The following is a 21471-nucleotide window of genomic DNA, read 5'->3' on the forward strand; positions in this document are numbered from 1 at the left end:
TCGTTTGCTCACCTCACTTTAGATCTTGGCAAAACCTACTGTTAGACATGTCTGTGATTTTTCGATTTAATTGTTGTTCGACCAATTGAAAACATGCCTGCTGAATCCATAAACGTTTAAATGTATAGAGTTGTTCTTTTTCATCGCCATGCATCTCTTCATCTTTTTCTAACTGAAAATCTGTCAATTCGATTTTGTCATGAACATGCATGTGAATAAAAACATGCGCATTGTGAAAATCATGCATATGCTCTACTAAAGCTGAGATATTGGTGATAAAGTCATCAAATATATCTTCTTCTAGCGTTTTCTTGAGATCTAGATGGCTGTGCACATCCATTGATATGTAATTATCTCTTTCATCCAGTTCTTCTTGAGTGGCCAGAGGGTTATCATGAATCGTTGCTTTTCTATTTAAATCTATAATCGAGAAATAGACGATGATGTCTCTATTATCGAGAAATTCATACGCCCATATCTCTGCATCTCTTAATCTTAAAATGCGGGTGAGGTTGTCCAACTTTTTAAACCCTCCAATTAATTATTCATCGTCGTCGACGAAGACCTAGACGCTGCTTCATCCGCTTTCACACAATCAATCGCAACAACCAATGCAATCATCACAGGCTCCATCTCTTCTTTCAAAATATCCACCTTGTAGCTATCCCCCCAAGTAAACCATTCCTTTTTTACCTGACCAATCACTTCACCGCTTTGCAGCACTTGGAAATTCATATCCCACCAGTTCCCTTGTACTTCGATTCCAGCAGCATCAATTGAATATTTTGCTTTGAAGAACGTAAACTCTTTTTTGATCGTCAATACCTCTTGTCCATCGACTTCTACTAAAAACTTTGGTAAAAAGCTAAACATTTTCTTCGTAATTACAGCGATGACTTCTCGTTCTGTATTCAAAATGGTAAACGTCTTTGGCACCTTCAAAAAGCTGCCTTCGACCACATATACATCATTCTCCTGTTGGTCCTTTACCGTAAACCTGCCGCTCAGACTAAATACTTTTTGCTTCATGTAAAGCTGTTTCATATGTACCTCCGATTCAGTTCAAAAATTTATCCGTTCTTCCCTTACCCCTGATTATACCAAAAGATAGAATGTGCAAAAAACCACCTGATAGCAGGTGGTTTTCGATTACTGATCCATTTTCAGAGATTCTTTTTCATATGTTTGAAAAGCATCTTCCATTCCCATGATGACCTCTTTAATTTTGACATAACCACTTGTGTAAGGAATAGAATCTCTAATCTCTTCCCACATAAAATGATAGAACTTCAGGTCATCTGTTTCACACATCACAAAATCTGTGTAATCCTTACCTGGAAGAGCTTCAGCATCAAAAAAGCGCACCGTCACATGTTCCTCATATTTCTGCATCAACTCTTGCAGCGAAGCCGCATGGGTTCTCCGCTCCTCTCGTGGTAAAGCAAGCCAAGATGGATAGAACTCTAATAAAACAACCATCATATATTTCATCATCATGCCCCTCGATTCTTCTATGATGTGATGATTGTACGCCAGATCTAGAGAATGTGCATTAACATAGGTTAATGTTCAGCAGGATGTAGCAGCCTGCTCAGCGAAACCGGAGAAATACCGATATATGAGGCAATATGATATTGAGCGATACGTTGATGTAACCCGGGATATTTCAATAAAAACGCCTGATATCGCTCAATGGCTGGCAAATAGAGCAGTTCCCTCTCACGCTCTTCCTTTCTCGTATACAGCCTTTCTACACTCACCCGAACAAACCGCTCCCACATATGACTGCTGTCCATCAACATTTGAAGCAGATCATACGGAATTTCAATCACGATAGAATCCTCCATCGCTTCAATCGAATAAGGAGAAGGCTGCCCGTTGATCATACTTGCATAAGAAGTAGCAAAATCATCTTCCAACGTAAAAGCCACATTATACTCCCTTCCATCCGGTAACAAATAGAACAGACGGAAGAGCCCCGTTATGCAGAAATAAGCATGCTTCACTGGATCGCCAGCCTTGATCAGGCATGTACCCGCTTTTAATGGTTTAATCGTTGTTCCATCTTTGAAGGCTTGCCAATCATTTTGTTCAATTGGATATTTCGATATTTTGGTTTTGAACGTGTCGTATAGGTCAGTTATGTTGTCCATCTGTAAGTAACCTCTCGATTAATAGAAGAATTGATAAAAAATGGTGTCAGAAAACACTCAGGTTATAATGGAAATATAAGCGAAGATGAGGGGAGAAACAATGAAAAAAATCACTTTTTTTGAGTGGACCATCCATTTACAAGCAGACTTAACAGCGATTACAGATCATTATGAAAAGAAAATGGTCATTTTAGAGCCATCTATTGAACTAAATAGCATCATCTGGTTGGATGACAACAACGAGCTACAAATCAAACCTACTTGGGATTGTGTCATTTCAATTGATCCAACCAATAAATCACTGACAATCCGGCAAACAAAAGAAGTATTCGGAGATGTGTACGAATGAAAATAGGAGGAACTATGAAGAAAACCGCTTTTTATGATTGGACGATTCACTATCCTGAACATTTAACAGCCGTCAAAGATGATACAGAAAAGAAAATGGTCTTTCTAGAACAGACTGTTGAATTTAAAGGAATTATTCGTATTGATGAGAATGATGAACTGCAAATAAAACCCACTTGGGATTGTGTCATTATTATTAATGCAAAACAGATGTCTGTCACAGTTCGTGATGCAGAAGACTTTGTAGGTTTACCATAAACGTTAAAAAGAAAAGTCTCATTTGACACACGCAAACGAGACTTTTCTCAAATGCTATTTCTTTGGAAAAACCGTCGTAAAGATCGTTCCTTCTTTTTCATTGCTTTCTACTTCAATAGAAGCATTGTGATACGACAGGACTTCTTGCACAATGGATAATCCAAGACCCATTCCCTCTTTATTTCGTGCCTGATCTACCCGGTAAAAGCGTTCAAATATTTTTTCTAATGTGTGTTGTTCTATGCCAATCCCCGTATCTCTAATCGTCACAACCGCTTCCGATTCATTTTCATTACAATGAATACTGATTTCCCCAAACTCTTTGTTGTACTTAATGGCATTGCCAATTAAATTCTCCCATACATTGATCAGCAAGGTCCGATCCGCATATACCGAAACAGGCTGTAGATCCAACTTAATTTCTAAACCTTTTTCTTCTATTCGCCATAGCATCGAATGGACCACTTGATGAAGCTGCTCATCTACTCTGACGATTTGTTTATTCGTTGGATATGTCCCTTGATCAATAGAGGTTAAAATGAGAAGTTGTTTCGTTAAGTTAGATAATCGCTTTGCTTCTGTTTGAATAATGTGGTTGTATTTTTTCCCTTCGCTTGATGAAATCTCTCCATTTAGTAATTCAGAATACCCTCGTATATTTAATAGTGGTGACTGAAAATCGTGCGAGACGTTATTCACAAATTTCTTCCTTGCTTGATCGGTATTCTCTAATTTCTGCTGCATCATCCGAAAACGATCAGCGAGCTGACCAATTTCATCTTTTCGATTGATCATTAATGGATACTGAAAATTATGGTTTGCCATCTCTTGCGTCGCACTCGTCAATTCTGAAAGAGATTGGGTGACCTTTCGAGACATGAATAAAATGCCAATGATACTGCTCACAAAAACGGCGAAGATAAATCCAAAAATAATCAAATGGAACTCTGTAAAGAAACTGATATTATTCGGGCGTAAAAATAAGCCCCATTCTTCCCCGTCAATTTCTATTTTCGTACCCACCGTATTTTTTATATCATTTGCGAAATGACTCATGATTAAGTATGAATTTTTAAAGGATTTGATCCCGTTGTACGCTTTACCGCCTTCAAATAAGGCGTGCATTTGGTCATTCCATTTTTCCGTTTTAAATGGTTCGCCAAACATCTTCATCTCCCCGTCTTCTTTAACCAAAGCGATTTGGTACCCTAGATCGCTCATGGTTTGCAAAAAATCAGAAGAGGCCCGCAAGGTAATTTCATGTTCTTTGATTTGTTTAGATAACTGCTCGGCAATGGCTAAATATCGATCATTCATTTGCTCTTTGACAACATGATTGTAGATCAAGTTAGAACAAATAAATCCAATGAAGATGCTAATCAAAACAATCAAACACGTATATAGCATAAAACGTTGTTGTAGTTTCATTCTTTTACCTCAAGTTGATAGCCGAAACCACGTATTGTGACAATCTCAATCGTCGCTTCCGCTCTTTTTAAACGTTCTCGTATGCGGTTAATATGCGTGTTTAATGTGAATTCGGGTTGATCTAACGTATCCCCCCAAATGTCATCAATTAAATCCCAGCGGCTTACATTGCGGTTTGCCCGCTGCAGCAGATAATACAGAATTTCTAATTCCCTCATGGGCCAGATATATTGCTGATTGGCAATCGTTAATTCCCAACGGTTCGTATCAATTTGAACATTTCCCGCAGTCGTTATAGCTTCTATGGATTTACGATATCGTCGTAAAATTGCATTTACACGGAATAGCAGTTCTTTCGTTTCAAATGGTTTGACGATATAATCATCAATCCCTTGTTCAAATCCTTGTTGCTTATCTTCAATCTGCCCTTTCGCTGTCAGCATAATGACCGGCAGTTCATATTGTTTCGTCACAATGTTCGCCAGCTGAAAGCCATCCATCCCAGGCATCATCACATCAATAATCATGAGATCAAATGACTGATGTTGCAAAAAAGCAAGCGCTGCCTCAGCATTGCTTGCTTTTGTCACTTGGTATCCCGCCTGCTCTAAATGGATGGACACTAATTGCAAAATGGCTTCATCATCATCCACAACCAATACATGCAATTATCCTTCCTCCTTTATTTCCTTAGCTTTGTCTTTTTCAAAGAATAATATGAGTGACGGCAACAACATTCCTCGCACGAAGAATGTATCGATGATAATCCCAATAGCGACAATAAAACCAAAGATAAATAAATCGGTAATCGGCATGGTCATTAATGCGGCAAACGTTGCAGCAAGAATGATCCCCGCTGAAGAAATCACCCCACCTGTGTTTCGTATCGCTACTTCTAATGCAGCTTTGACGTGTAACGTTTGACGTTCTTCTAAGAAACGGCTCACAAGGATGATGTTATAATCAATGCCCAATGCCACGAGAAAGATAAAGGCATACACAGGGGCACGAGTTGAAATCGCATCATATCCAAATAACACATCGACTAAGAAAACACCTAAACCTAAGGCAGATACAAATGAGATTAAAATCGTCGCCATCATATAAATCGACATTTTCATGGAACGTGTCAAAGCGAGTAACAAGACAAGAATGAGTAATGTTTCCAGTAATACGATCTTTTTAATATCGGATTGATTCACTTGTTGCTCATCCACTAATTTAGCTGTTGTGCCAGCAAAAGATAGCTGAACCTTTTGACCATCTGATAATCGATAGGTGGCTTGATCTGTACGGAAATCTCCTAAAAATTCAATGGCCTCTATACTGTATGGATTCACTTTTAATGATAAAGTCATTTTGCCGTGCTCTCCATCTTTCGTTACCCCCGAAGGACGAGCCGAGCCGATCTCTTCATTTTCTGAGAATTGGGCGGAGATTTCTTGTAAATGTTCCTGAGTTAGCTTTTGACCAGTCACAAGTACTGTTGTCTGGGCTAGATCACCTTTATTAAATTTTTCCTCGACGATTTCAAATGCGACACGAGAAGGTAAATCCTTCGGGAAATTTTTCACCGAGTTAAATTCATAATGTAAATTGAAAATATTCGCACCTGTCACAAGTAAAAACAGTAAGACCGCACCACCAATTAATCCTGGTTTTCGAACCACGAATTTGGCAAGAGGTCCCCAAATGCCATGTTTTGCTTCTTTTGCTTCACCATATGTCGGCACTTTCGGCCAAAATGCTTTGCGGCCAAATAATGCAAACAAGGCTGGAATCAGTGTGACAGAAGCCATCATAATGACCACCATCGCAGCACCAAAGATTGGCGCAAAGTTTTGATAATCACGGAAATCCGCCACAAATAATATGATCATCGCCGCAAATACTGTACCGCCTGCAAATAAGACCGGTTTGGCTGTTGAACGCATCGCCACTTTCATCGCTTCAAATTGATTTTCATGATGTTGTAACTCCTCACGATAACGCGAGAAAACAAACAATGAATAATCAATCACAGCAGCAAATAATAAAATACTCATAATCGAGGTGGTCGAGTTATTGATTTCAAGTCCACCCACACCAAGTAAAGCCACAACTTGATTCACCACTTGATAGACAATGACCGTTGCGAACAATGGAATGATCGCTAATAACGGAGAACGGTAAATGACAATTAATAAAACCAAAATGATTGCAACAGTAGCTAATAGCAGCTTCAAGTCGGCAGATTGAAACAGCTTCACCGTATCCCCCGCTATACCTGCTGGACCCGTAATATAAAAATCAGCATCTAGCCCTTTCGCTATGTTTGTACCGACTTCTGTTGTCTCATCATTAATCTTTGCATAATCAGCATTGCCTAATCCCGCTTTCAAATTCATTGGCACAATCATCGTCGTTTCATCTTCTGATAAAAAAGCGGATAACGCTTGAGGAGGCAATGCGGACACATCGACAATATCTTCAATCCCCTCAATCTTTGCCTCTTTGATTCCTTGAATGATCGTTTTTACATCTTGAATAGCCAGCTTTCCATTAGGGTGATGGAACACATATAATCCCGGAGTTCCTTTATCATTTGGGAAATACTGATCTAACTTCTTTTGTGTCACGATGGACTGAGCATCACTAGGTAAAGATTGAAAATTGCTCACTTTATGATCGCCCAATTTAGGACCAGCACTCAACCCGATCATAAGAACAAGCCAAATGATAACAGTCAGCCAAGCCCCTTTTTTTGTCGACATTTTATCCATAAATGATCTGAATACTTTCATTAATCGTTCTCCTCCTTTTCTCACCGGTACGAGTATATCGCTCGTATATAAACTTGAAATAAACTCTGGGAAAAGGAAGAGCCATGAAAATAAAAAAAGCAGAGGTTTATCCCTCTGCTAATCCTTCATAACCATTTACAAAATAAGCGATCGTCTCTAACTCATCTTCTTTTAGCTCTCTGTTCACATGTGTTTGATATTCACTCTTGATTCTCTCCTGATCTCCACCACAAAGATCCGTGTATTTCGCAATCATCCGAAGCTTGTCTCTTTCCTGACGAAACTCCTCTTTTGTCCATGGTCTTTGGTGTGAAGGAATATACGTTTCAGCATCAAATGCATCTAACTCATCTAAAAGACGCAAGATTTCTTTTACCGTATAATGTACTTTTTCAGCATACATTTTCGGATAAATGCAATCAGCAAGAAACAGGATTTTTTCCTCTTTCACATACACGATCACTGAATCTGCGGCATGATCGCCTCCAACATGCTGCACAACACAAGTGACCCCGCCAAGATCAATCTCCATCCGACGATCAAACGTCACATCCGGTAAAACGACCTGAATTTCTCGATGATTCTTATATTCTTCTTTTATCGCCTTCGCACAAAACTCAATCTCCGTTCCTTCCCTCACCCGCTCATCAATCGCCTCATCTGACCAAGAAAACGGAAGAAGCATCTCCATTTCCTTTCTGGTTTTTGCAGAAGCAATTGAAACCGCATGGGGCAGCGCAGGCAGACCAAAAATATGATCCCAATGCCAATGCGTGAGGACAACCATATCCGGCGTGGCGTTCTCTTGTTTTAAGGTCTTTTGGATAAAATAGTTCGCATGATCTTCTGAATTACCGGCATCGATCATTAATGTTTTGTTATTGCCTACGACCATGCCTAGGATGGGGCGGTCGGTGAGTGATACTGGTGTGATGTAGGAGAAGGTTTGGCCTATTTTTTTGATTGTGTGCATGGTGTGCCTGCTTTCTTTAATGTATATTGAACTACTTATGTCTTCTAAATACGCCCCTAAGCGTGGTTCAGTTGTACATATATATTATAAGCTCGGAAATTCACTTATTATTATAGTCATTAATTATTGATATAGTCTTGTTTGCAACTTCACTTCCAAGAGATGCATACAATTTCTTATCACCAATAATATAAAATTCTTCTTTAGCTCGAGTGGCCGCAACATTCATTATATTGGGCTCTGAAACAGCCCATTTTGCTGCCCCACTGCTATTGGAATCTGCTCCTAGGACAAAATAGACAATTTTCGCTTCTTTTCCTTGAAAAGTATGAACAGTTCCTACATTTGTAGCCTTACCATCTTGACTCTTAGTAAAATCAATTTCTTCTAAAACTTTTGCAACTTGGTAAGCCACGTTTTTAAATGGAGAAATCACATAGATTTCATCAGCTAAATCTGAATTCACTTGTAATCGCTCAGTAATTTGTTTTTTTAGTAAATCCGCTTGTTCTTTAACATATTTATCATTGGCTTTTCCAGTAGAATGAAGCCACTCTGATGTCCCTTGTACCTCATCTTTATTTTTACCCTGTACCATTAAACCATCATAAGATATTTCATTAGAAATAGTGAACATCGGATAGTTTGAACGTCTATGTACCCACAGTGGAATACCAACCCATTCGTCTCCGTTTTTTTGGAATCCATACTGACTAGTATCGTCTACTATTGTTTGAGTGGATGCATCAGCAGAGACAAACTTTTCGTCTACATTATAGTGTCTTCCAATCAAAGTTAAAACATTTGGATCTAAAGTTAATACTGGCTTTATTTGTGAGGGGTCCCCAACAACCATTACTTTTTTACTTCTAAAAATGGCTCCAACACTAGCCTGTGGTAGTGCTTGACCAGCCTCGTCAATGAATAAATTGCCTATGGAATTTTCCCTCAGGTTTTTAAACATTCGACCAAAACTTGCAAAAGTAGTACTGATAACTGGCACAGCGAAATTGATCCATTGCCATGCTTCTGAAATTAACTCATGGCCATTCTCTTTCGCAATGTAATTTGATTGTTTATTCCAGATAATCCTTGCCGCTTTTAAATTTCTTACGTTCTCATTGAGGAATTGCTTTCTAACTTTTAAAGCCGAAATAAATAATTCTGATTGTAAAATACGAAACTCCTTTGTAAACCAAGGATTAGACTTTTGAAGTTCTTCGTATGATAGAGAAAAATCTATTTCCTTAATTCCACTTTGTGATTTGACCTTTTCAAATGAATCAATTTCTTTTTTCATTTTTCCCAGATCATTATTCTTAGCATTCACCCATCGTTCAAAGGTAGATTTTCTTTCCGTCATTTGTTTTTGAGTATGCTCTTTTTTAACAGCATTTTTCGCTTGATGATTTTCAAGCTGTCTATAATCATTTGTAAGTGTTGTTTTTTGTTGAGTTAGATCATTTAAGTGTTCATTCACGCTGCTTAGCTTTTTGAAATAATGTTCAACTTTAGATTTATTAAATATTTTCTGAAACCATAAAAAACTAGGTTTTTGTGAAGTAAGAACATGATAATTTCGTTCAGCTTGTACTTCTGCCCTTGATAAATTTTCAAGTTCAACCGAAACATTAGATAAAACTTTTTGAAACTTTAATTCCTCTTCTCTAAGCCTCTCTAATTCAGCTTTTGCTTCTTTTTCATTACTAGTCAAAACTGTATGTTTTTCTTTTTTCTCATTTTCAAATTCTTTAACTTGATTGATATATTTGATATTTAGTTTTCGGATTTCATAAAATTTTCGACTATATTTTTCTACTTTGTCTCTTTCAACTTTTAATTTATTATAAAGCCGTTTGAATTCCTGATATACTCCAGTATTCGATTGATCATCTTCCTCTAAATCTTTTTCAATCGCCTCTATATTGAGAAGCAATTTATTCATGTTGATTGAATTTCCACCTTCTAATGAAAAAACACCCCAATTTTTATCATTGAGCAGTTCACTTATAATGTATCGATCTTTTCCAAATCCTTCTCCTGTTAGTTGAGAATTAGAAATATCTTTGAAATAATTTACTTTCTCTAATTGATCTTGAAAACATTTTGGAATCTCTTCTTTCACCGGTAATTCATTAACGATATTTTGGACTGCTCCATTATTTGAACTTGCCACAATAATATTTTTATCAGAAATAGATCGTGGTAAAACGCCAAGCTTAGCATTTTGCCAATAGGTCAGACTGCCTTGAATCACTTTATTAGAAAGATTTGAAATAGCTAGTGCCTGTTTTACGACTAAATCGGCAAAAATATCCTTCAACAATGTTGTCTTGCCTGTTCCTGGTGGCCCGTTAATACTTCGGATATCGTTTTTGTCGTTTAAAGCTAAATTGACAGCAACTTGTTGCATAAAGTAGAGAGCATAATCAGGATTTGATGGAAAGCGCCCTAACGGATAATATTTTGGTTTTAAAGCAATCTCCTCAAAAATATAACCATTAAAATGCTCAGACTCTTTATGACTGTCTAGATTTCTTCTATTTCCAGTAAATCCGTTAAAATATCTGTTTATATTTTCAGTATTAATTAACTTTGCCATTTTTAAATCTTCAATAAAGAAGGAATGTAGATTAATATTCTCATTATCCAGATGTCGTATGAATTTATAACGGAAATTATCTACTGACACATGATACTTTTGTATAAGTTCAGAGAACACATGATGAAAACCCTCTTCAAATTTTCGATCTAATTCTTCTCTAAATAAAGTTTCAACTTTTAAAAAATCATCAGGTAAATGGCCATGTTCGCGGATAAAACCGCTCATTGTTAAAAACAATTTATCAGCCACCAGGTTGAGTTGATGATCAAAATATAAAGCGAAAGTAAATTTTTCCGAATGACTGATTTCCTCATAAGTTTTCTCAATATTATATTTTTCTCTCAAAATATCAACAACTTCTTGGAAATTGAAAATACCAAAGTAAAATACGATTCCAGACTTTTTAAAGGCTTTATCTGACATATTATTTTGTTGTTTTTGATGAGATAAAAAATTCATAAAGAATTGTTGCCAATCTTTTTCAATACGATGAAATGTCTTTAATAATCTGCCACTTTTATTAATTGAACCTTCTGCTAACTGCTCTATTGTAATCCATGCATTTAGAATATCTTCCTTTTTATTCATGCTATATCTCCTGTTATCGAGCATATTTAAATACCGACAATTATACTTTTGAATAGTCTTTGAGTCTTTAATATTAAATAATAACATACTTTTCCAGTGTCGCTCAATTCCATATTGCAGTTAATATAAAGCTGCAAAATACCAACTAAACATATTTCACAATTTTTTTATAATAACCTTTCTATAGATGGTTTTATTACGCCATTAAATAAATAAAGCGTCATTCAATATGATTGAATGACGCTTGCTAGATCTATAAATGAACTAATTCTGTTCTCTTTTTTTGAGCAGATAAACCATCCATTCCAACAGAACCATAATAAATAGCTAATTTATCTATTTTACCAATTATACCCACCGGATAATCAGCTTCTCCAATGAAATCTTCAAAATCATCTGGGTGGACATCAACTTCAATTTCGTGACCAATGAACGCATGATGATAAGATATATCTTGATAAAGTTCAATTAAAAATTGAAGTATTTGATTTTGCAGATTAAATACTTCTTGAGAGGCTACTTCTTCCCAATTAAAATCTAGTAAGAAACCAAAGTATCCATCTTCTATATGAATTGTTAATCTTACTGGTTTAGAGCTATTTAATAGATTTAATACTTCAAATTCTGTATAGTGACCAGACAAATATGAATCTTCAATGATATTTTTACTTATACTTTGTTCAATCCAATTTTCTCCATCTGCATCTATACTATACTTTACTTTTTTAAAGGATACATCCCTTTTTTTTAAGGAATTTACGAAAGACTGAAAAATTTGAATATGATCATTTTCACGGAAAACAACACCAACATTTACAGATCCACCTATACCCATTATTAATCACCTCTTAACTATTAACTCACCGATTCTAACATAGTTATTTTTTTGTTTCGTTGAGAGCTTATAACCAGTAATAAATTCACCGTTCTGCTTGAAAAATGCAGCTTTATTCCCCTTTAAATGCATCATAACGTAACCTGATTGTCCACTATGCTTTGTTCTATATACATGACTTGAACGACTTACGTGGTTTCTTAGAGCTGTTTCAAATTTTTTTGCATTTGCCTTGCTATAAGATCCTTTTACACCAAAATCAACAGCATGTTTAAATTTCTTTTGTAGCTGCACAGATTTAAACGTAACTGCAGTAACAGCTCTTAAAATTTGACTTCTTGTATACATCTTAAAAGCAATCTTAGCAGAAGTTCTGATAATCACACCTAAAATAATAGCTGGTAAAATAGAAGCCTCAATTTCTTCAGAATTAACAGTGTATTTTTCACCAGAGTCTTTATCTGTTAAGGTAGCTTTAAACGTTTCATTATCCGCCTCTTCAACAGCAATGTCATATTTTTTGTTAATATGTTTACCATTTTCATCAATAATAGATGACGTAAAGTTCATTTCTTCTGTTTCTAAGCTCATTTCAAGGTCACCCTTAACTTCAAGATCTTCTGAGTTAAAGGTAGTTTCAATATGAAGTGATTCTTCTTCTAAATCAATTAAATTAATATCCAATTCATCAGTATAATCAATATTTAATTCATCATAGACTTCTTGCTTAATCTCATCAAACTGATTTTCTAACAATTGATTATTTACTTCATTAGTTTCACTAATTGCTTCGACTTGATTTATTGGTAAATTTACAATTACCATCGCAGTCACTATTAATATAGTTATTATTTTTTTATACTTCATTTTAGGCTCCTTTATGATTATAGATTATTAATCCGTTCCCTTGCTCATCATCATTTAAAGATTGAACTTTTCGGGATTCTTGTTTCAACTTTTTCGTAAGTTCATCAACATTTAACTTCTTAGATTTACTCAAGTAATCCTGAACATACAGTGAAATTACACCAGTAACATGTCCGGCTGCAAAGGAGGTTCCAGTAAACAAACTATATTCCCCCCTATGATTAGTAGAGAGTATATCAACTCCTGGTGCAATATAATCTATCTTTCCTCTTGCCGCTGAGCTTGGCCTTTTAAGATTTTTTTTAATAGAATTAACTGATATCACATTTGTGTATTTCGCTGGATACTCTACACCAGTTCCATATGTATTACCTGCTGCAGCTACTATAATTATTCCATGTGACACTGCTTTATCAATGGATGACTTTAATTTAGCTTTATTAGTAACTACACCTGAACTGATATTGATTATATGTACACCTTCTTTTATGCTCCATTCAATACCCTTTATTAAAGAATCAACATCTCCTTTACCTTGTTGATTTAAAACCTTAACATCATAAAGCTCCACACCTGAATGATTGTAACTTGTTATACCTTTATTAGATTGTCTTGCTCCAATGATCCCTGCAACGGCAGTCCCATGACCAAAATCATCGGTGACTGGTCTTTTTGGAGTAACAGCATTATATTCCTTTTTAACAGTACCTTTTAAATCCTGATGTTGTTGATTAATACCGCTGTCTAAGATAGCTATTTTAACTTTAGTTCTTCCTTCGCTTCTTCCACTGTTTATATATGGATCAAGAAACTTAATATTCCATTGGACTTTTATGTCTTCACTGAAGTTAGCTTTCTCACTCTCTTTATTCGTATTGTTTAAGTTATTAAATACAAAAAAAACAATTAAGAAAACTAACACTATTATACTAATTATAAACGTGTAAATTTTTATTCTTATATATAAAACCTCCTATTCATGACTTAAGAATCACTTAAATTCAAATATATGATAACTTATTATAATGGAAAATTCAATATTTTTATCCATAATTAGTTATTTAACAAACATAATTATTAACTTAATTACTTTTAATTTTAAACAAAGGCTTTGGACAATTTCCTTTGTTTGTAGCTGTCATTAATCAAACATAAAAAGATGTTCAGAAGCTTTGAAAAACTCCTGAACATCTTTATAGTTTATTTAAAACTTTTTCCTTTGATTATTGAGATAATTCTTTTGAAGGAATAGACATAAGCATTTTTAAAACTAATAAAATTCACTCACTTATGATAAGGCTCTCCCTGTTGTATCTAAATGCAGTTTCCAGCTCAAAACAACTACAAATTAAATCCTTCAAAAATTGGTTCTGTCAAAATTACACTTTCTGGTGAACCAGACCATATATAGAAACTCGATTCAGGAAATACACCTTGTGAAGAAATTAATGATTCAAATTCATTCTCAATTCCAGATTCCTTAGCCATCTCACCTAAAATACTAATTGTATCAGCATAGAAAAAACCTGTTCTTAAACGTCCTTTAGACCTTTCTAAGGAAAAATCCTCTAAAATACTATGTCCGTTTTCTTTACTTTGTGCCCACTTCTGAAGGGCTTTAGAAGAAGCAAGTACTTCATTTACTGCATTTGATGACACAACCCATTTCCAAGCATCACTAAGAGTTCTAAAATTCCCACGCTCTTTTAAAGCTTCGCAAATATAAACAAAAAGCCTAATAGTTAGTAAAGCATTCCTGAATACATTAACTGGAATTAAAGTGCCGAGGATTGCTTTCGCTCCATTTCGATGTAGCAAATCAGTAACTGTGACGGCTCCAGCACCACGTGGTGCTACATGACAAGCACTTAATATCACAATAGGCGGAACTACTATTTCATTATCAGCAGCAAACCAAATTTCACTCCCAATCCATAGTCCTGAGAGATTGTGTTTGTCATCATAATATCCATGTGCCGAAATAATTAATATGTCTGCATCAAAATTTTCTGTTAGAAATTTTTTAAGCTCCAAGACATTACCTATTTCAGAATACGACACTTCAACATTTTGATTAGAATTAAGCATATCCACTGCCATCTTCCATGCATTATCAGAAGCATTTTTTATAGGGTCATCCGGTAATAAACACTCAGCAATTACAACTTTAAAACCTTTACCAATATAAATTTCACCTACTCGAGGAAGTTCCATTTGAAGAGCACGAGTTAATGGAGTTAAAGATTTATAAGAAATAGACTTTATACAACACAAAGGGTCATCATATCCAGGTAATACAGCGATACCAATTGGAAAATCAGTAAATGCTGTTATATGAGAAGCTCGACCTAATATTTTTAAACCCTCTTCTCCTAAATGAGATGACAGTATTCTACCAATTCTTTTCATAGAATTCCATACGTATTTATTTGATATATTAATTTCTTGGCAATGTTTTTCCAATTGATTTAGTTCAATAAATATCTCTTTAGGTAAGTAACCACTATCAAGCCAATATCCATTTCTAGCTGTAGCTCTGTGAATGCCCAATAAATCGACTACGTTTTTTTCAGTGTTTTCTAATTTATTATCCTTAATATTACGTGGTCTATGGCGATTAGCTATTCCTGTAAGAGTAATTATTATTGGAATCGATGCTAAACTCATTTGTTTGTAGAGTACCTCAAGAAACTCTTCTTCCGATGGGGAATAGTTTTCTTCTTTCTCAAAGTACGCGATTGCATTTATATGCGAATTGAGTTGGATGGTTTGAAAAAATACACTTTCTTTAGAAAAGTCATTTCTTTTTATTGATTCAAAGATATTATCAAAAGCAACTAATTGGTTTGCATTATAGAATAATGGAATCGTAGATTTCGCTTTACCACTAAGGAGTTTTGCTTTCGAATTAAGTGGTGCTTTTTTATTATCATCGAGCTTATTCATTAATTTTGTAATAGTTTCCCAATGATAAGAAAGTGAATCATTCGATAAATCCGTTATTTTTATGTGACCCAATAGGGTTTCACATCCTGCCGTAAGTTTCCTGGCACTCTCAATAAAATTGTCTTCACTAATAAATAATGTGGGAGGATATTGTACTACCATTGGACTTTTGACCACTTCTGATAAATTATATGAAGGAATAAGAATAATACTATGTGGTACTTCATATCCCTTCTCAATTACTATCGGAGGCAGATCTAATGTATCTAAACCGTTCCGAGGAAGATGCAAACAATACTCAATAGCAGGAAGCACATTTTCTAATTCAGGGTCAAAACCATGTATAGCGCCCTCATAAAATTTTGTAAACGGTTGGTCAGTAATCGGCAAATATTCTTCTGATGGTTTTTCTGCATTAAAAATTACATAATAATTTAGATTAAATTGATTTATTTTTGAAATATCCATGAATTTTCTAAATTCTCCTTTTCGAAAATCTCGGTAAGGTCAGGTTAATTCAACTAAATCTATACCCAATCCTCAACCAACCGATACTTAAAATGGCTATAAAAACATTATTTGTGGGTTCTATAATATCCCTCACCTCAAATAGAGATGTAAAAATTTACATATTTTATTATGCATTAATTTATCTTTCTATGAACGGTAAGGGAGTATTTTTCTACTTTACACTCTTAAATCACGCGTACTGATTCTTTTCGACAACTGTAACTGGTCAAATAACACGGAAAGTGTGGTAAACTGGTTCATAAAAAACACCTTTCTGTGATGTGGATTTTGTCGCTTAACATCGTATCAGAAATGGTGTTTTCTTTTTATGTTTAAGTGATAAATATTAGCTGTTTGACACGCGTGAAATAAATAGTGATCAAATCTACACTACCATGGGTTAAATAACCCTTTTCATAAAATCTTTAATATAAATTAAATAATTTCTATAAATAAATTCTTTAATTCATTTACAGTCTTTGGGCGTAAAGCAAAATCATGATTAAGTCCGGCATCTATAAATTGATTCAAACTTTCGTTGCTTGTTCTCTTTATAGTAGTCTTTCCAGTCATAACGAAATACACCACATAGGTAAGAGCATAAATCTCATGATGTATAGCATAATTTTTAAATCCTACATGTTTTAATGCGGGATCATTGAATCTTCCTTTAAAATCTGTGTCTAGCGACGTTAACTGACTATCTTCTAATTTGACTAAACCAAAATCTGAAACCTTTACCACGAGTGCATCTTCGTACTCATTTAAAAGAATGTTATTAGGGCTGATGTCACGATGAAGAAGACTTTTGCTATGAATATATTCAAATGCTTTGAAGATTTGATAGACTATTTTTTTCCTTACACCAGCTGAAAGTATAGTGTTTTTTGAAAGAATAAATTTATGTAGGTTCCAATTCATATACTCCATTACATACTGATTCTTATCGTCATCATAGGTGAAAACTTCGGCGATGTAAGGAGAACTTAATGATTTTAGTGTCTCATATTCAAGTTTAAACCTCTCTATTTCTTTACTGTTCAAATCCTTCTTTGCTTTTTTGACTATAAAATGTTTATTGTAAAACGGATCTTTGTACTTAAAAATATTAGCGTACGAACCCTCATCAAAACTTTTCATCACAATCTGACTATTAATTGTAGGAGATTTAATTTGGATATTATGAGCCAAGGAATAGATCGGTATTTTATAATATATATCAATTTTTTCCATATTTGAAGGTATGGTACTTCCTCCACTAGAGCTCAAAAATTCCCCACATTGCTGAAACAAATTTCTATAATAATCATTAATTTGGATGGGAGTTTTGGTATCTTTTAACTTGTAGTAAAGTCTTTCAGATATTTCAATGCATTTAAGCAATGTACGACTTGGATCAGCCCAAAAATGAGCTGTTTCATTTGTTGTAGGTAATCTGGTGTTCATTGTCTTGAATGATTCAGAAATGTTTGAGTGAAGCTTCGTGAGGAGTTCTCTTAATTCTTCATGTTCAATATTATTATAAATATCAGAATACTTAGGATGTACTTCCAAATAATCTATTTCATCTAATACAGTTATTATGAGATTATCTACCTCGACTGACAATTATTTCACCTCTTAGGATATTAGTTTGCTACCTGTAGGGGATGATAATTATATGGAAGACATTAGTGATAGCCCCCAACACTTTTTTATTGGCTAGTGGTATCACTAATCTACCAAAACCTCACTTACTTATGATAAGGCTCCCCCCGAACAATCCGAAACGCCCGATAAATCTGCTCCACCAACACCAATCTCATCAACTGATGCGGAAACGTCATCTTCGAAAACGACAGCTTCTCATTCGCCCGCTGCATCACAGCATCGCTTAACCCAAGGGATCCGCCTATGACAAAACACACCTTACTTTTTCCGTATGTTGCCAGCTTATCTATTGTATCGGCTAATTCTTCGGAACTTTTCATTTTTCCTTCGATGGCGAGGGCGATGACGTGAGCGTCTCGGTTGATTTTGCTTAGGATGCGTTCGCCTTCTTTGTCTTTGATGATTTTCATGTCTTGCTCGCTGAGATTCTCGGGTGCTTTTTCGTCTGCGAGCTCAATGATCTCGATTTTTGCGTATGCTTGTAATCGTTTTGTGTATTCGGCTATGCCTTGCTTTAAATATTTCTCTTTTAATTTTCCTACTGTGATAATTGATATATTCACAGGTCATCCCCACCTTAAGAACAAGTTATTCATATAAGTTATCAACAATTGTGGATAAAATTTGTGTATTTTGTGTCCGATCATTCGTTCCCCACTATATATATTGCAGGTTCATCGCACAATTCACAGGTTGTGGATAAGCTGTGTGTATGTTCGATTTTTCTGAATTCTGGCGGTGTTTCGTGATCATCTATGTACATGTCTAGTACGGTTTCTATATGTTCTGCACAAGCATAAAGTGATTTGTTCATAAGTTTCTAATTCCTCCAATATATTATCTGGTTATTCACAAGTATTTCGCTCATTGTTCAATATAACCGATTTATTCACATGTTAATAGTCTTTTACCATTTTCCACACCTTTTATCCACAAACCAAATAAAAAAGCCTCCACTCCTGTGAAGGCTTCCTTCTATCAAAACGGATTATAAAATCTCGTTCCTCTAACAAATGTAATCACTAGCGACACGATCAATACCACACCAACAAACAATAACGCCGCATAATCTGCTTTTTGAAAGTCTTTCGCCGTAAACCATGTACGCTTTTTATGTTTCCCAAACCCGCGCAGCTCCATCGCATTGCTGATGGTCTCGATCCGCTCTAGGCTAGAAAATATCAACGGCATTACAATCGACAGCGCATTTTTAATTCGTTTTCCCAGTTTTTCATTCTTCGATAAATCAATGCCTCTTGCTTGCTGAGAAATGGCAATCGTGCGAAAATCACGCTGAATATCTGGAATATAGCGCAAAGCAATCGCTACCGCATAGGAAATCCGGTAGCTGACCCCAATTCGGCTGAGCGATGAGGCGAATTCGCTTGGATTTGTTGTCACGATAAATAAAAGCGCCGCTGGCATCACGGTCACGTATTTCAGTGTAATGTTCAGTTGATAGAAAAGCTGTTCAAGTGTGACATTGTACCAGCCTGCAATATGAAACAGCTCGTGCTTCGCTCCATAGATGGCGACACCTTGCTGAGGCGCAAAGACGTAAATGGCGATGTTATTGATCACAAGGAATATCGCCAGGACGATCACCACGAAGGAGATATCACGAAATCGCACATTCGACAGTTGAAAGAACACGATACTGGCTACTAACATAAACACTAATACGCCTGTATCATATGTGAGCATCGCTGCGGATGACCAGAGGATAAAGCAAATGAGTTTGGTGGCACCTGTCAGCCGGTGAATCGGCGACGGGCGATCGATATAGGACAGCATGTCTACAGCCATGTCATTCGTTCCTTTCTGTCAACCTCAATGAAGCGATCCACGAGTTCATTTGGATTTGGCCAGTCTGCTTTTAGCGCCAGTTCATAGAGCGACGTTTCCTTTAAGCTCGCCTTTTGGACTAGAAGCTGATCTGTCAGCACTTTGGCTGGTGTATCATCTGCGATTTTTTCTCCATCTGAAATGACAATGGTTCTTGTTGTGTATTCGAGCATCAAATGCATATCATGGGTGATCATCAAAATCGTGACTCCCTGCTGATTTAATTGCTCTAAAAACGTCATCATCTCTGTGTAATGTCTAAAATCTTGACCGGCCGTTGGCTCATCTAAAATGATGATTTCTGGCTCTAACACAAGAATGGATGCAATGGTGACGCGTTTTTTCTGTCCAAAACTGAGTGCTGAGATCGGCCAATTTCGAAATGGATACAGCCCGCACACTTTTAAAACCCGCTCTACACGATCCTTGATGTCGTCTTCCTTTACGCCCCTTAAAACGAGACCTAGTGCGACTTCATCAAAAATCATTTGTTTAGAAATCATTTGATTTGGGTTTTGCATGACGACACCGATTCGTTCGGAGCGCTGTTTGATGGTGTCTGCGGTGATGTCATCGCCATTTAAAAGGATTGTCCCTTTTGTTGGCTTTTCAAATGCGCAGAGCACCTTGGATAGTGTCGTCTTGCCTGCGCCATTGGCACCGGCGATGCTGATCATTTCTCCTTTTTTGACGGTAAAAGAGATGTTGTTCAGTGTGTTAGGTCTTGTTGGATAATCAAAACTCAGCTCGCGCACTTCTAGTAAATCCGGCGCTGCATTCTGCTCGACTAACGGCTCAGATGCTTCCATCCATTGTTCGATTTTCTCTTTTGCCTCGTCATTTAAGGTGAGATGCTGTAAATTAGCGATCTGATCTCCTGCTGCAATCGGAATTCCTGCATATTTCATCGCTCTCACATATAAAGGCTCACGTAAATACGCGGCTTCTAACACATTTGAGGCGAGCAATTCATCTGGTGTCATATCCGCTGCAATCGTGCCGTCATTGACAACGATGATGCGGTCGACATGGCGGAAGAGGACGTCTTCCAATCGATGTTCCACCACCACGACCGTTTTTTTCGTTTCTTTTTGCAGACGGTCAATGAGGTCGATCACTTCTTTACCTGTTGCGGGATCAAGGCTTGCCAGTGGTTCATCAAACAGCAAAATGTCGACATCGTTGACAAGTACGCCTGCAATAGCGACACGTTGTTTTTGACCGCCTGACAGCTCATGCACGGATGATGCCAGTTTGCCGTCTACCTCTGTTAATTTTGCCGCTTTCTCGACACGTGTTTTCATTTCTTCGCGTGTGACTTGATCATTTTCAAGTGTGAACGCGATATCTTCTCCTACAGTCAGCCCGATAAATTGTCCATCAGGATCTTGCAGCACCGTTCCGACGAGCTGTGAAAGAGAGAAAATGTTCTCTTTCTCTGCATTTTTCCCGCCGATGTGAAGACTTCCTTCCATAGAACCTTTATAAGACGCAGGAACTAGCCCATTGATACAATGGGCTAGTGTGCTTTTTCCCGATCCAGACGGGCCTGCGATGAGGACTTTTTCTCCTTCATAGATGGTCAGGTTGATATCTTTCAATGTTGGTTCTGCCTGACTGCGATACTTGAATCCGAAATGTTCGAATTGAATCATCGGTTTCTTCATTTATGTGTTCCACCT

20 protein-coding genes are annotated in these 21471 nt (G+C 36.3%); 2 read left to right on the top strand and 18 right to left on the bottom strand.

Features of this window, described 5'->3' with window-relative positions; all coding sequences use genetic code 11:
- Window positions 1-13 precede the first annotated feature (13 nt).
- The 4 genes from ABG082_RS18715 to ABG082_RS18730 form a co-directional block, all read right to left on the bottom strand.
- Window positions 14-520, bottom strand: coding sequence for a hypothetical protein (locus ABG082_RS18715; protein WP_057078825.1), 507 nt, complete (start codon window positions 518-520; stop codon window positions 14-16).
- A 17-nt stretch (window positions 521-537) separates the two neighbouring features.
- Window positions 538-1044 carry an LURP-one-related family protein gene (locus tag ABG082_RS18720; protein WP_100325709.1) on the bottom strand — a complete coding sequence of 169 codons (507 nt, stop codon included), beginning with the start codon at window positions 1042-1044 and terminating at the stop codon, window positions 538-540.
- A 105-nt stretch (window positions 1045-1149) separates the two neighbouring features.
- Complete coding sequence (locus ABG082_RS18725) at window positions 1150-1491, bottom strand: darcynin family protein (RefSeq protein WP_008347446.1); 342 nt, start codon at window positions 1489-1491, stop codon at window positions 1150-1152.
- Window positions 1492-1562: 71 nt separating this feature from the next.
- The gene (locus ABG082_RS18730) at window positions 1563-2153 is read right to left on the bottom strand and encodes a Crp/Fnr family transcriptional regulator (protein ID WP_348936390.1); all 591 of its coding nucleotides are present in this window, start codon (window positions 2151-2153) and stop codon (window positions 1563-1565) included.
- Between the two features lie 100 nt (window positions 2154-2253).
- Between ABG082_RS18730 and ABG082_RS18735 the strand changes: the two genes are divergently transcribed.
- Window positions 2254-2502 (top strand): hypothetical protein, encoded by a 249-nt coding sequence (locus ABG082_RS18735; protein WP_008347450.1) that lies wholly within the window; start codon window positions 2254-2256, stop codon window positions 2500-2502.
- Between the two features lie 14 nt (window positions 2503-2516).
- On the top strand, window positions 2517-2759 hold the full coding sequence (locus ABG082_RS18740; RefSeq protein WP_008347452.1) for a hypothetical protein: 243 nt from the start codon (window positions 2517-2519) through the stop codon (window positions 2757-2759).
- 54 nt (window positions 2760-2813) lie between these two features.
- Here ABG082_RS18740 and ABG082_RS18745 read toward each other — a convergent pair whose 3' ends face one another.
- The 14 genes from ABG082_RS18745 to ABG082_RS18810 form a co-directional block, all read right to left on the bottom strand.
- Window positions 2814-4187, bottom strand: a complete 1374-nt coding sequence (locus ABG082_RS18745) for an ATP-binding protein (RefSeq protein WP_348936391.1) — start codon at window positions 4185-4187, stop codon at window positions 2814-2816.
- Entirely contained in the window at window positions 4184-4855 is a 672-nt protein-coding gene (locus ABG082_RS18750; RefSeq protein WP_212362119.1) for a response regulator transcription factor, read from the bottom strand. Before ABG082_RS18750 ends, ABG082_RS18745 begins: the two co-directional genes overlap by 4 nt.
- Window positions 4856-6970 carry an MMPL family transporter gene (locus ABG082_RS18755; RefSeq protein WP_348936392.1) on the bottom strand — a complete coding sequence of 705 codons (2115 nt, stop codon included), beginning with the start codon at window positions 6968-6970 and terminating at the stop codon, window positions 4856-4858.
- A gap of 106 nt (window positions 6971-7076) precedes the next feature.
- Entirely contained in the window at window positions 7077-7943 is an 867-nt protein-coding gene (locus tag ABG082_RS18760; RefSeq protein WP_348936393.1) for an MBL fold metallo-hydrolase, read from the bottom strand.
- 100 nt (window positions 7944-8043) lie between these two features.
- A complete protein-coding gene (locus ABG082_RS18765; RefSeq protein WP_348936394.1) occupies window positions 8044-11136 on the bottom strand; it encodes an AAA domain-containing protein in 3093 nt (1030 codons plus the stop codon).
- Window positions 11137-11389: 253 nt separating this feature from the next.
- Window positions 11390-11971: an Imm64 family immunity protein gene (locus tag ABG082_RS18770; RefSeq protein WP_317328367.1), complete on the bottom strand. Its 582-nt coding sequence runs from the start codon at window positions 11969-11971 to the stop codon at window positions 11390-11392.
- Window positions 11972-11977: 6 nt separating this feature from the next.
- Window positions 11978-12838, bottom strand: a complete 861-nt coding sequence (locus tag ABG082_RS18775; RefSeq protein WP_317328368.1) for an SAR2788 family putative toxin — start codon at window positions 12836-12838, stop codon at window positions 11978-11980.
- A gap of 1 nt (window position 12839) precedes the next feature.
- A complete protein-coding gene (locus ABG082_RS18780; RefSeq protein WP_348936395.1) occupies window positions 12840-13760 on the bottom strand; it encodes a S8 family serine peptidase in 921 nt (306 codons plus the stop codon).
- Window positions 13761-14179: 419 nt separating this feature from the next.
- Window positions 14180-16252: a hypothetical protein gene (locus ABG082_RS18785; RefSeq protein ID WP_348936396.1), complete on the bottom strand. Its 2073-nt coding sequence runs from the start codon at window positions 16250-16252 to the stop codon at window positions 14180-14182.
- A 477-nt stretch (window positions 16253-16729) separates the two neighbouring features.
- Window positions 16730-17902 carry a protein kinase family protein gene (locus ABG082_RS18790; protein ID WP_348936397.1) on the bottom strand — a complete coding sequence of 391 codons (1173 nt, stop codon included), beginning with the start codon at window positions 17900-17902 and terminating at the stop codon, window positions 16730-16732.
- A gap of 125 nt (window positions 17903-18027) precedes the next feature.
- On the bottom strand, window positions 18028-18507 hold the full coding sequence (gene rlmH / locus ABG082_RS18795) for a 23S rRNA (pseudouridine(1915)-N(3))-methyltransferase RlmH (protein WP_342494416.1): 480 nt from the start codon (window positions 18505-18507) through the stop codon (window positions 18028-18030).
- A gap of 80 nt (window positions 18508-18587) precedes the next feature.
- Window positions 18588-18758 (bottom strand): CxxH/CxxC protein, encoded by a 171-nt coding sequence (locus tag ABG082_RS18800; protein ID WP_008360116.1) that lies wholly within the window; start codon window positions 18756-18758, stop codon window positions 18588-18590.
- A 164-nt stretch (window positions 18759-18922) separates the two neighbouring features.
- Window positions 18923-19750 carry an energy-coupling factor transporter transmembrane component T gene (locus ABG082_RS18805; protein ID WP_035390091.1) on the bottom strand — a complete coding sequence of 276 codons (828 nt, stop codon included), beginning with the start codon at window positions 19748-19750 and terminating at the stop codon, window positions 18923-18925.
- Window positions 19741-21456 (bottom strand): ABC transporter ATP-binding protein, encoded by a 1716-nt coding sequence (locus tag ABG082_RS18810; RefSeq protein WP_348936398.1) that lies wholly within the window; start codon window positions 21454-21456, stop codon window positions 19741-19743. The genes ABG082_RS18805 and ABG082_RS18810 overlap by 10 nt, the downstream gene beginning before the upstream one ends.
- Window positions 21457-21471 lie beyond the last annotated feature (15 nt).

Origin of the sequence: Bacillus sp. BS1807G30, from assembly GCF_040047675.1 — a bacterium.
GTDB classification, from domain to species: domain Bacteria; phylum Bacillota; class Bacilli; order Bacillales; family Bacillaceae; genus Bacillus; species Bacillus altitudinis.

Excerpts from the sequence above, each read along its gene's own strand:
- ABG082_RS18805 (WP_035390091.1), bottom strand. The coding sequence starts at position 19,750 with ATGGCTGTAGACATGCTGTCCTATATCGATCGCCCGTCGCCGATTCAC.
- ABG082_RS18775 (WP_317328368.1), bottom strand. The coding sequence starts at position 12,838 with ATGAAGTATAAAAAAATAATAACTATATTAATAGTGACTGCGATGGTA.
- ABG082_RS18760 (WP_348936393.1), bottom strand. The coding sequence starts at position 7,943 with ATGCACACAATCAAAAAAATAGGCCAAACCTTCTCCTACATCACACCA.
- ABG082_RS18800 (WP_008360116.1), bottom strand. The coding sequence starts at position 18,758 with ATGAACAAATCACTTTATGCTTGTGCAGAACATATAGAAACCGTACTA.
- ABG082_RS18785 (WP_348936396.1), bottom strand. The coding sequence starts at position 16,252 with ATGGATATTTCAAAAATAAATCAATTTAATCTAAATTATTATGTAATT.
- ABG082_RS18730 (WP_348936390.1), bottom strand. The coding sequence starts at position 2,153 with ATGGACAACATAACTGACCTATACGACACGTTCAAAACCAAAATATCG.
- ABG082_RS18755 (WP_348936392.1), bottom strand. The coding sequence starts at position 6,970 with ATGAAAGTATTCAGATCATTTATGGATAAAATGTCGACAAAAAAAGGG.
- ABG082_RS18745 (WP_348936391.1), bottom strand. The coding sequence starts at position 4,187 with ATGAAACTACAACAACGTTTTATGCTATATACGTGTTTGATTGTTTTG.
- ABG082_RS18735 (WP_008347450.1), top strand. The coding sequence starts at position 2,254 with ATGAAAAAAATCACTTTTTTTGAGTGGACCATCCATTTACAAGCAGAC.
- ABG082_RS18740 (WP_008347452.1), top strand. The coding sequence starts at position 2,517 with ATGAAGAAAACCGCTTTTTATGATTGGACGATTCACTATCCTGAACAT.
- ABG082_RS18810 (WP_348936398.1), bottom strand. The coding sequence starts at position 21,456 with ATGAAGAAACCGATGATTCAATTCGAACATTTCGGATTCAAGTATCGC.
- ABG082_RS18770 (WP_317328367.1), bottom strand. The coding sequence starts at position 11,971 with ATGGGTATAGGTGGATCTGTAAATGTTGGTGTTGTTTTCCGTGAAAAT.
- ABG082_RS18765 (WP_348936394.1), bottom strand. The coding sequence starts at position 11,136 with ATGAATAAAAAGGAAGATATTCTAAATGCATGGATTACAATAGAGCAG.
- ABG082_RS18720 (WP_100325709.1), bottom strand. The coding sequence starts at position 1,044 with ATGAAACAGCTTTACATGAAGCAAAAAGTATTTAGTCTGAGCGGCAGG.
- ABG082_RS18725 (WP_008347446.1), bottom strand. The coding sequence starts at position 1,491 with ATGAAATATATGATGGTTGTTTTATTAGAGTTCTATCCATCTTGGCTT.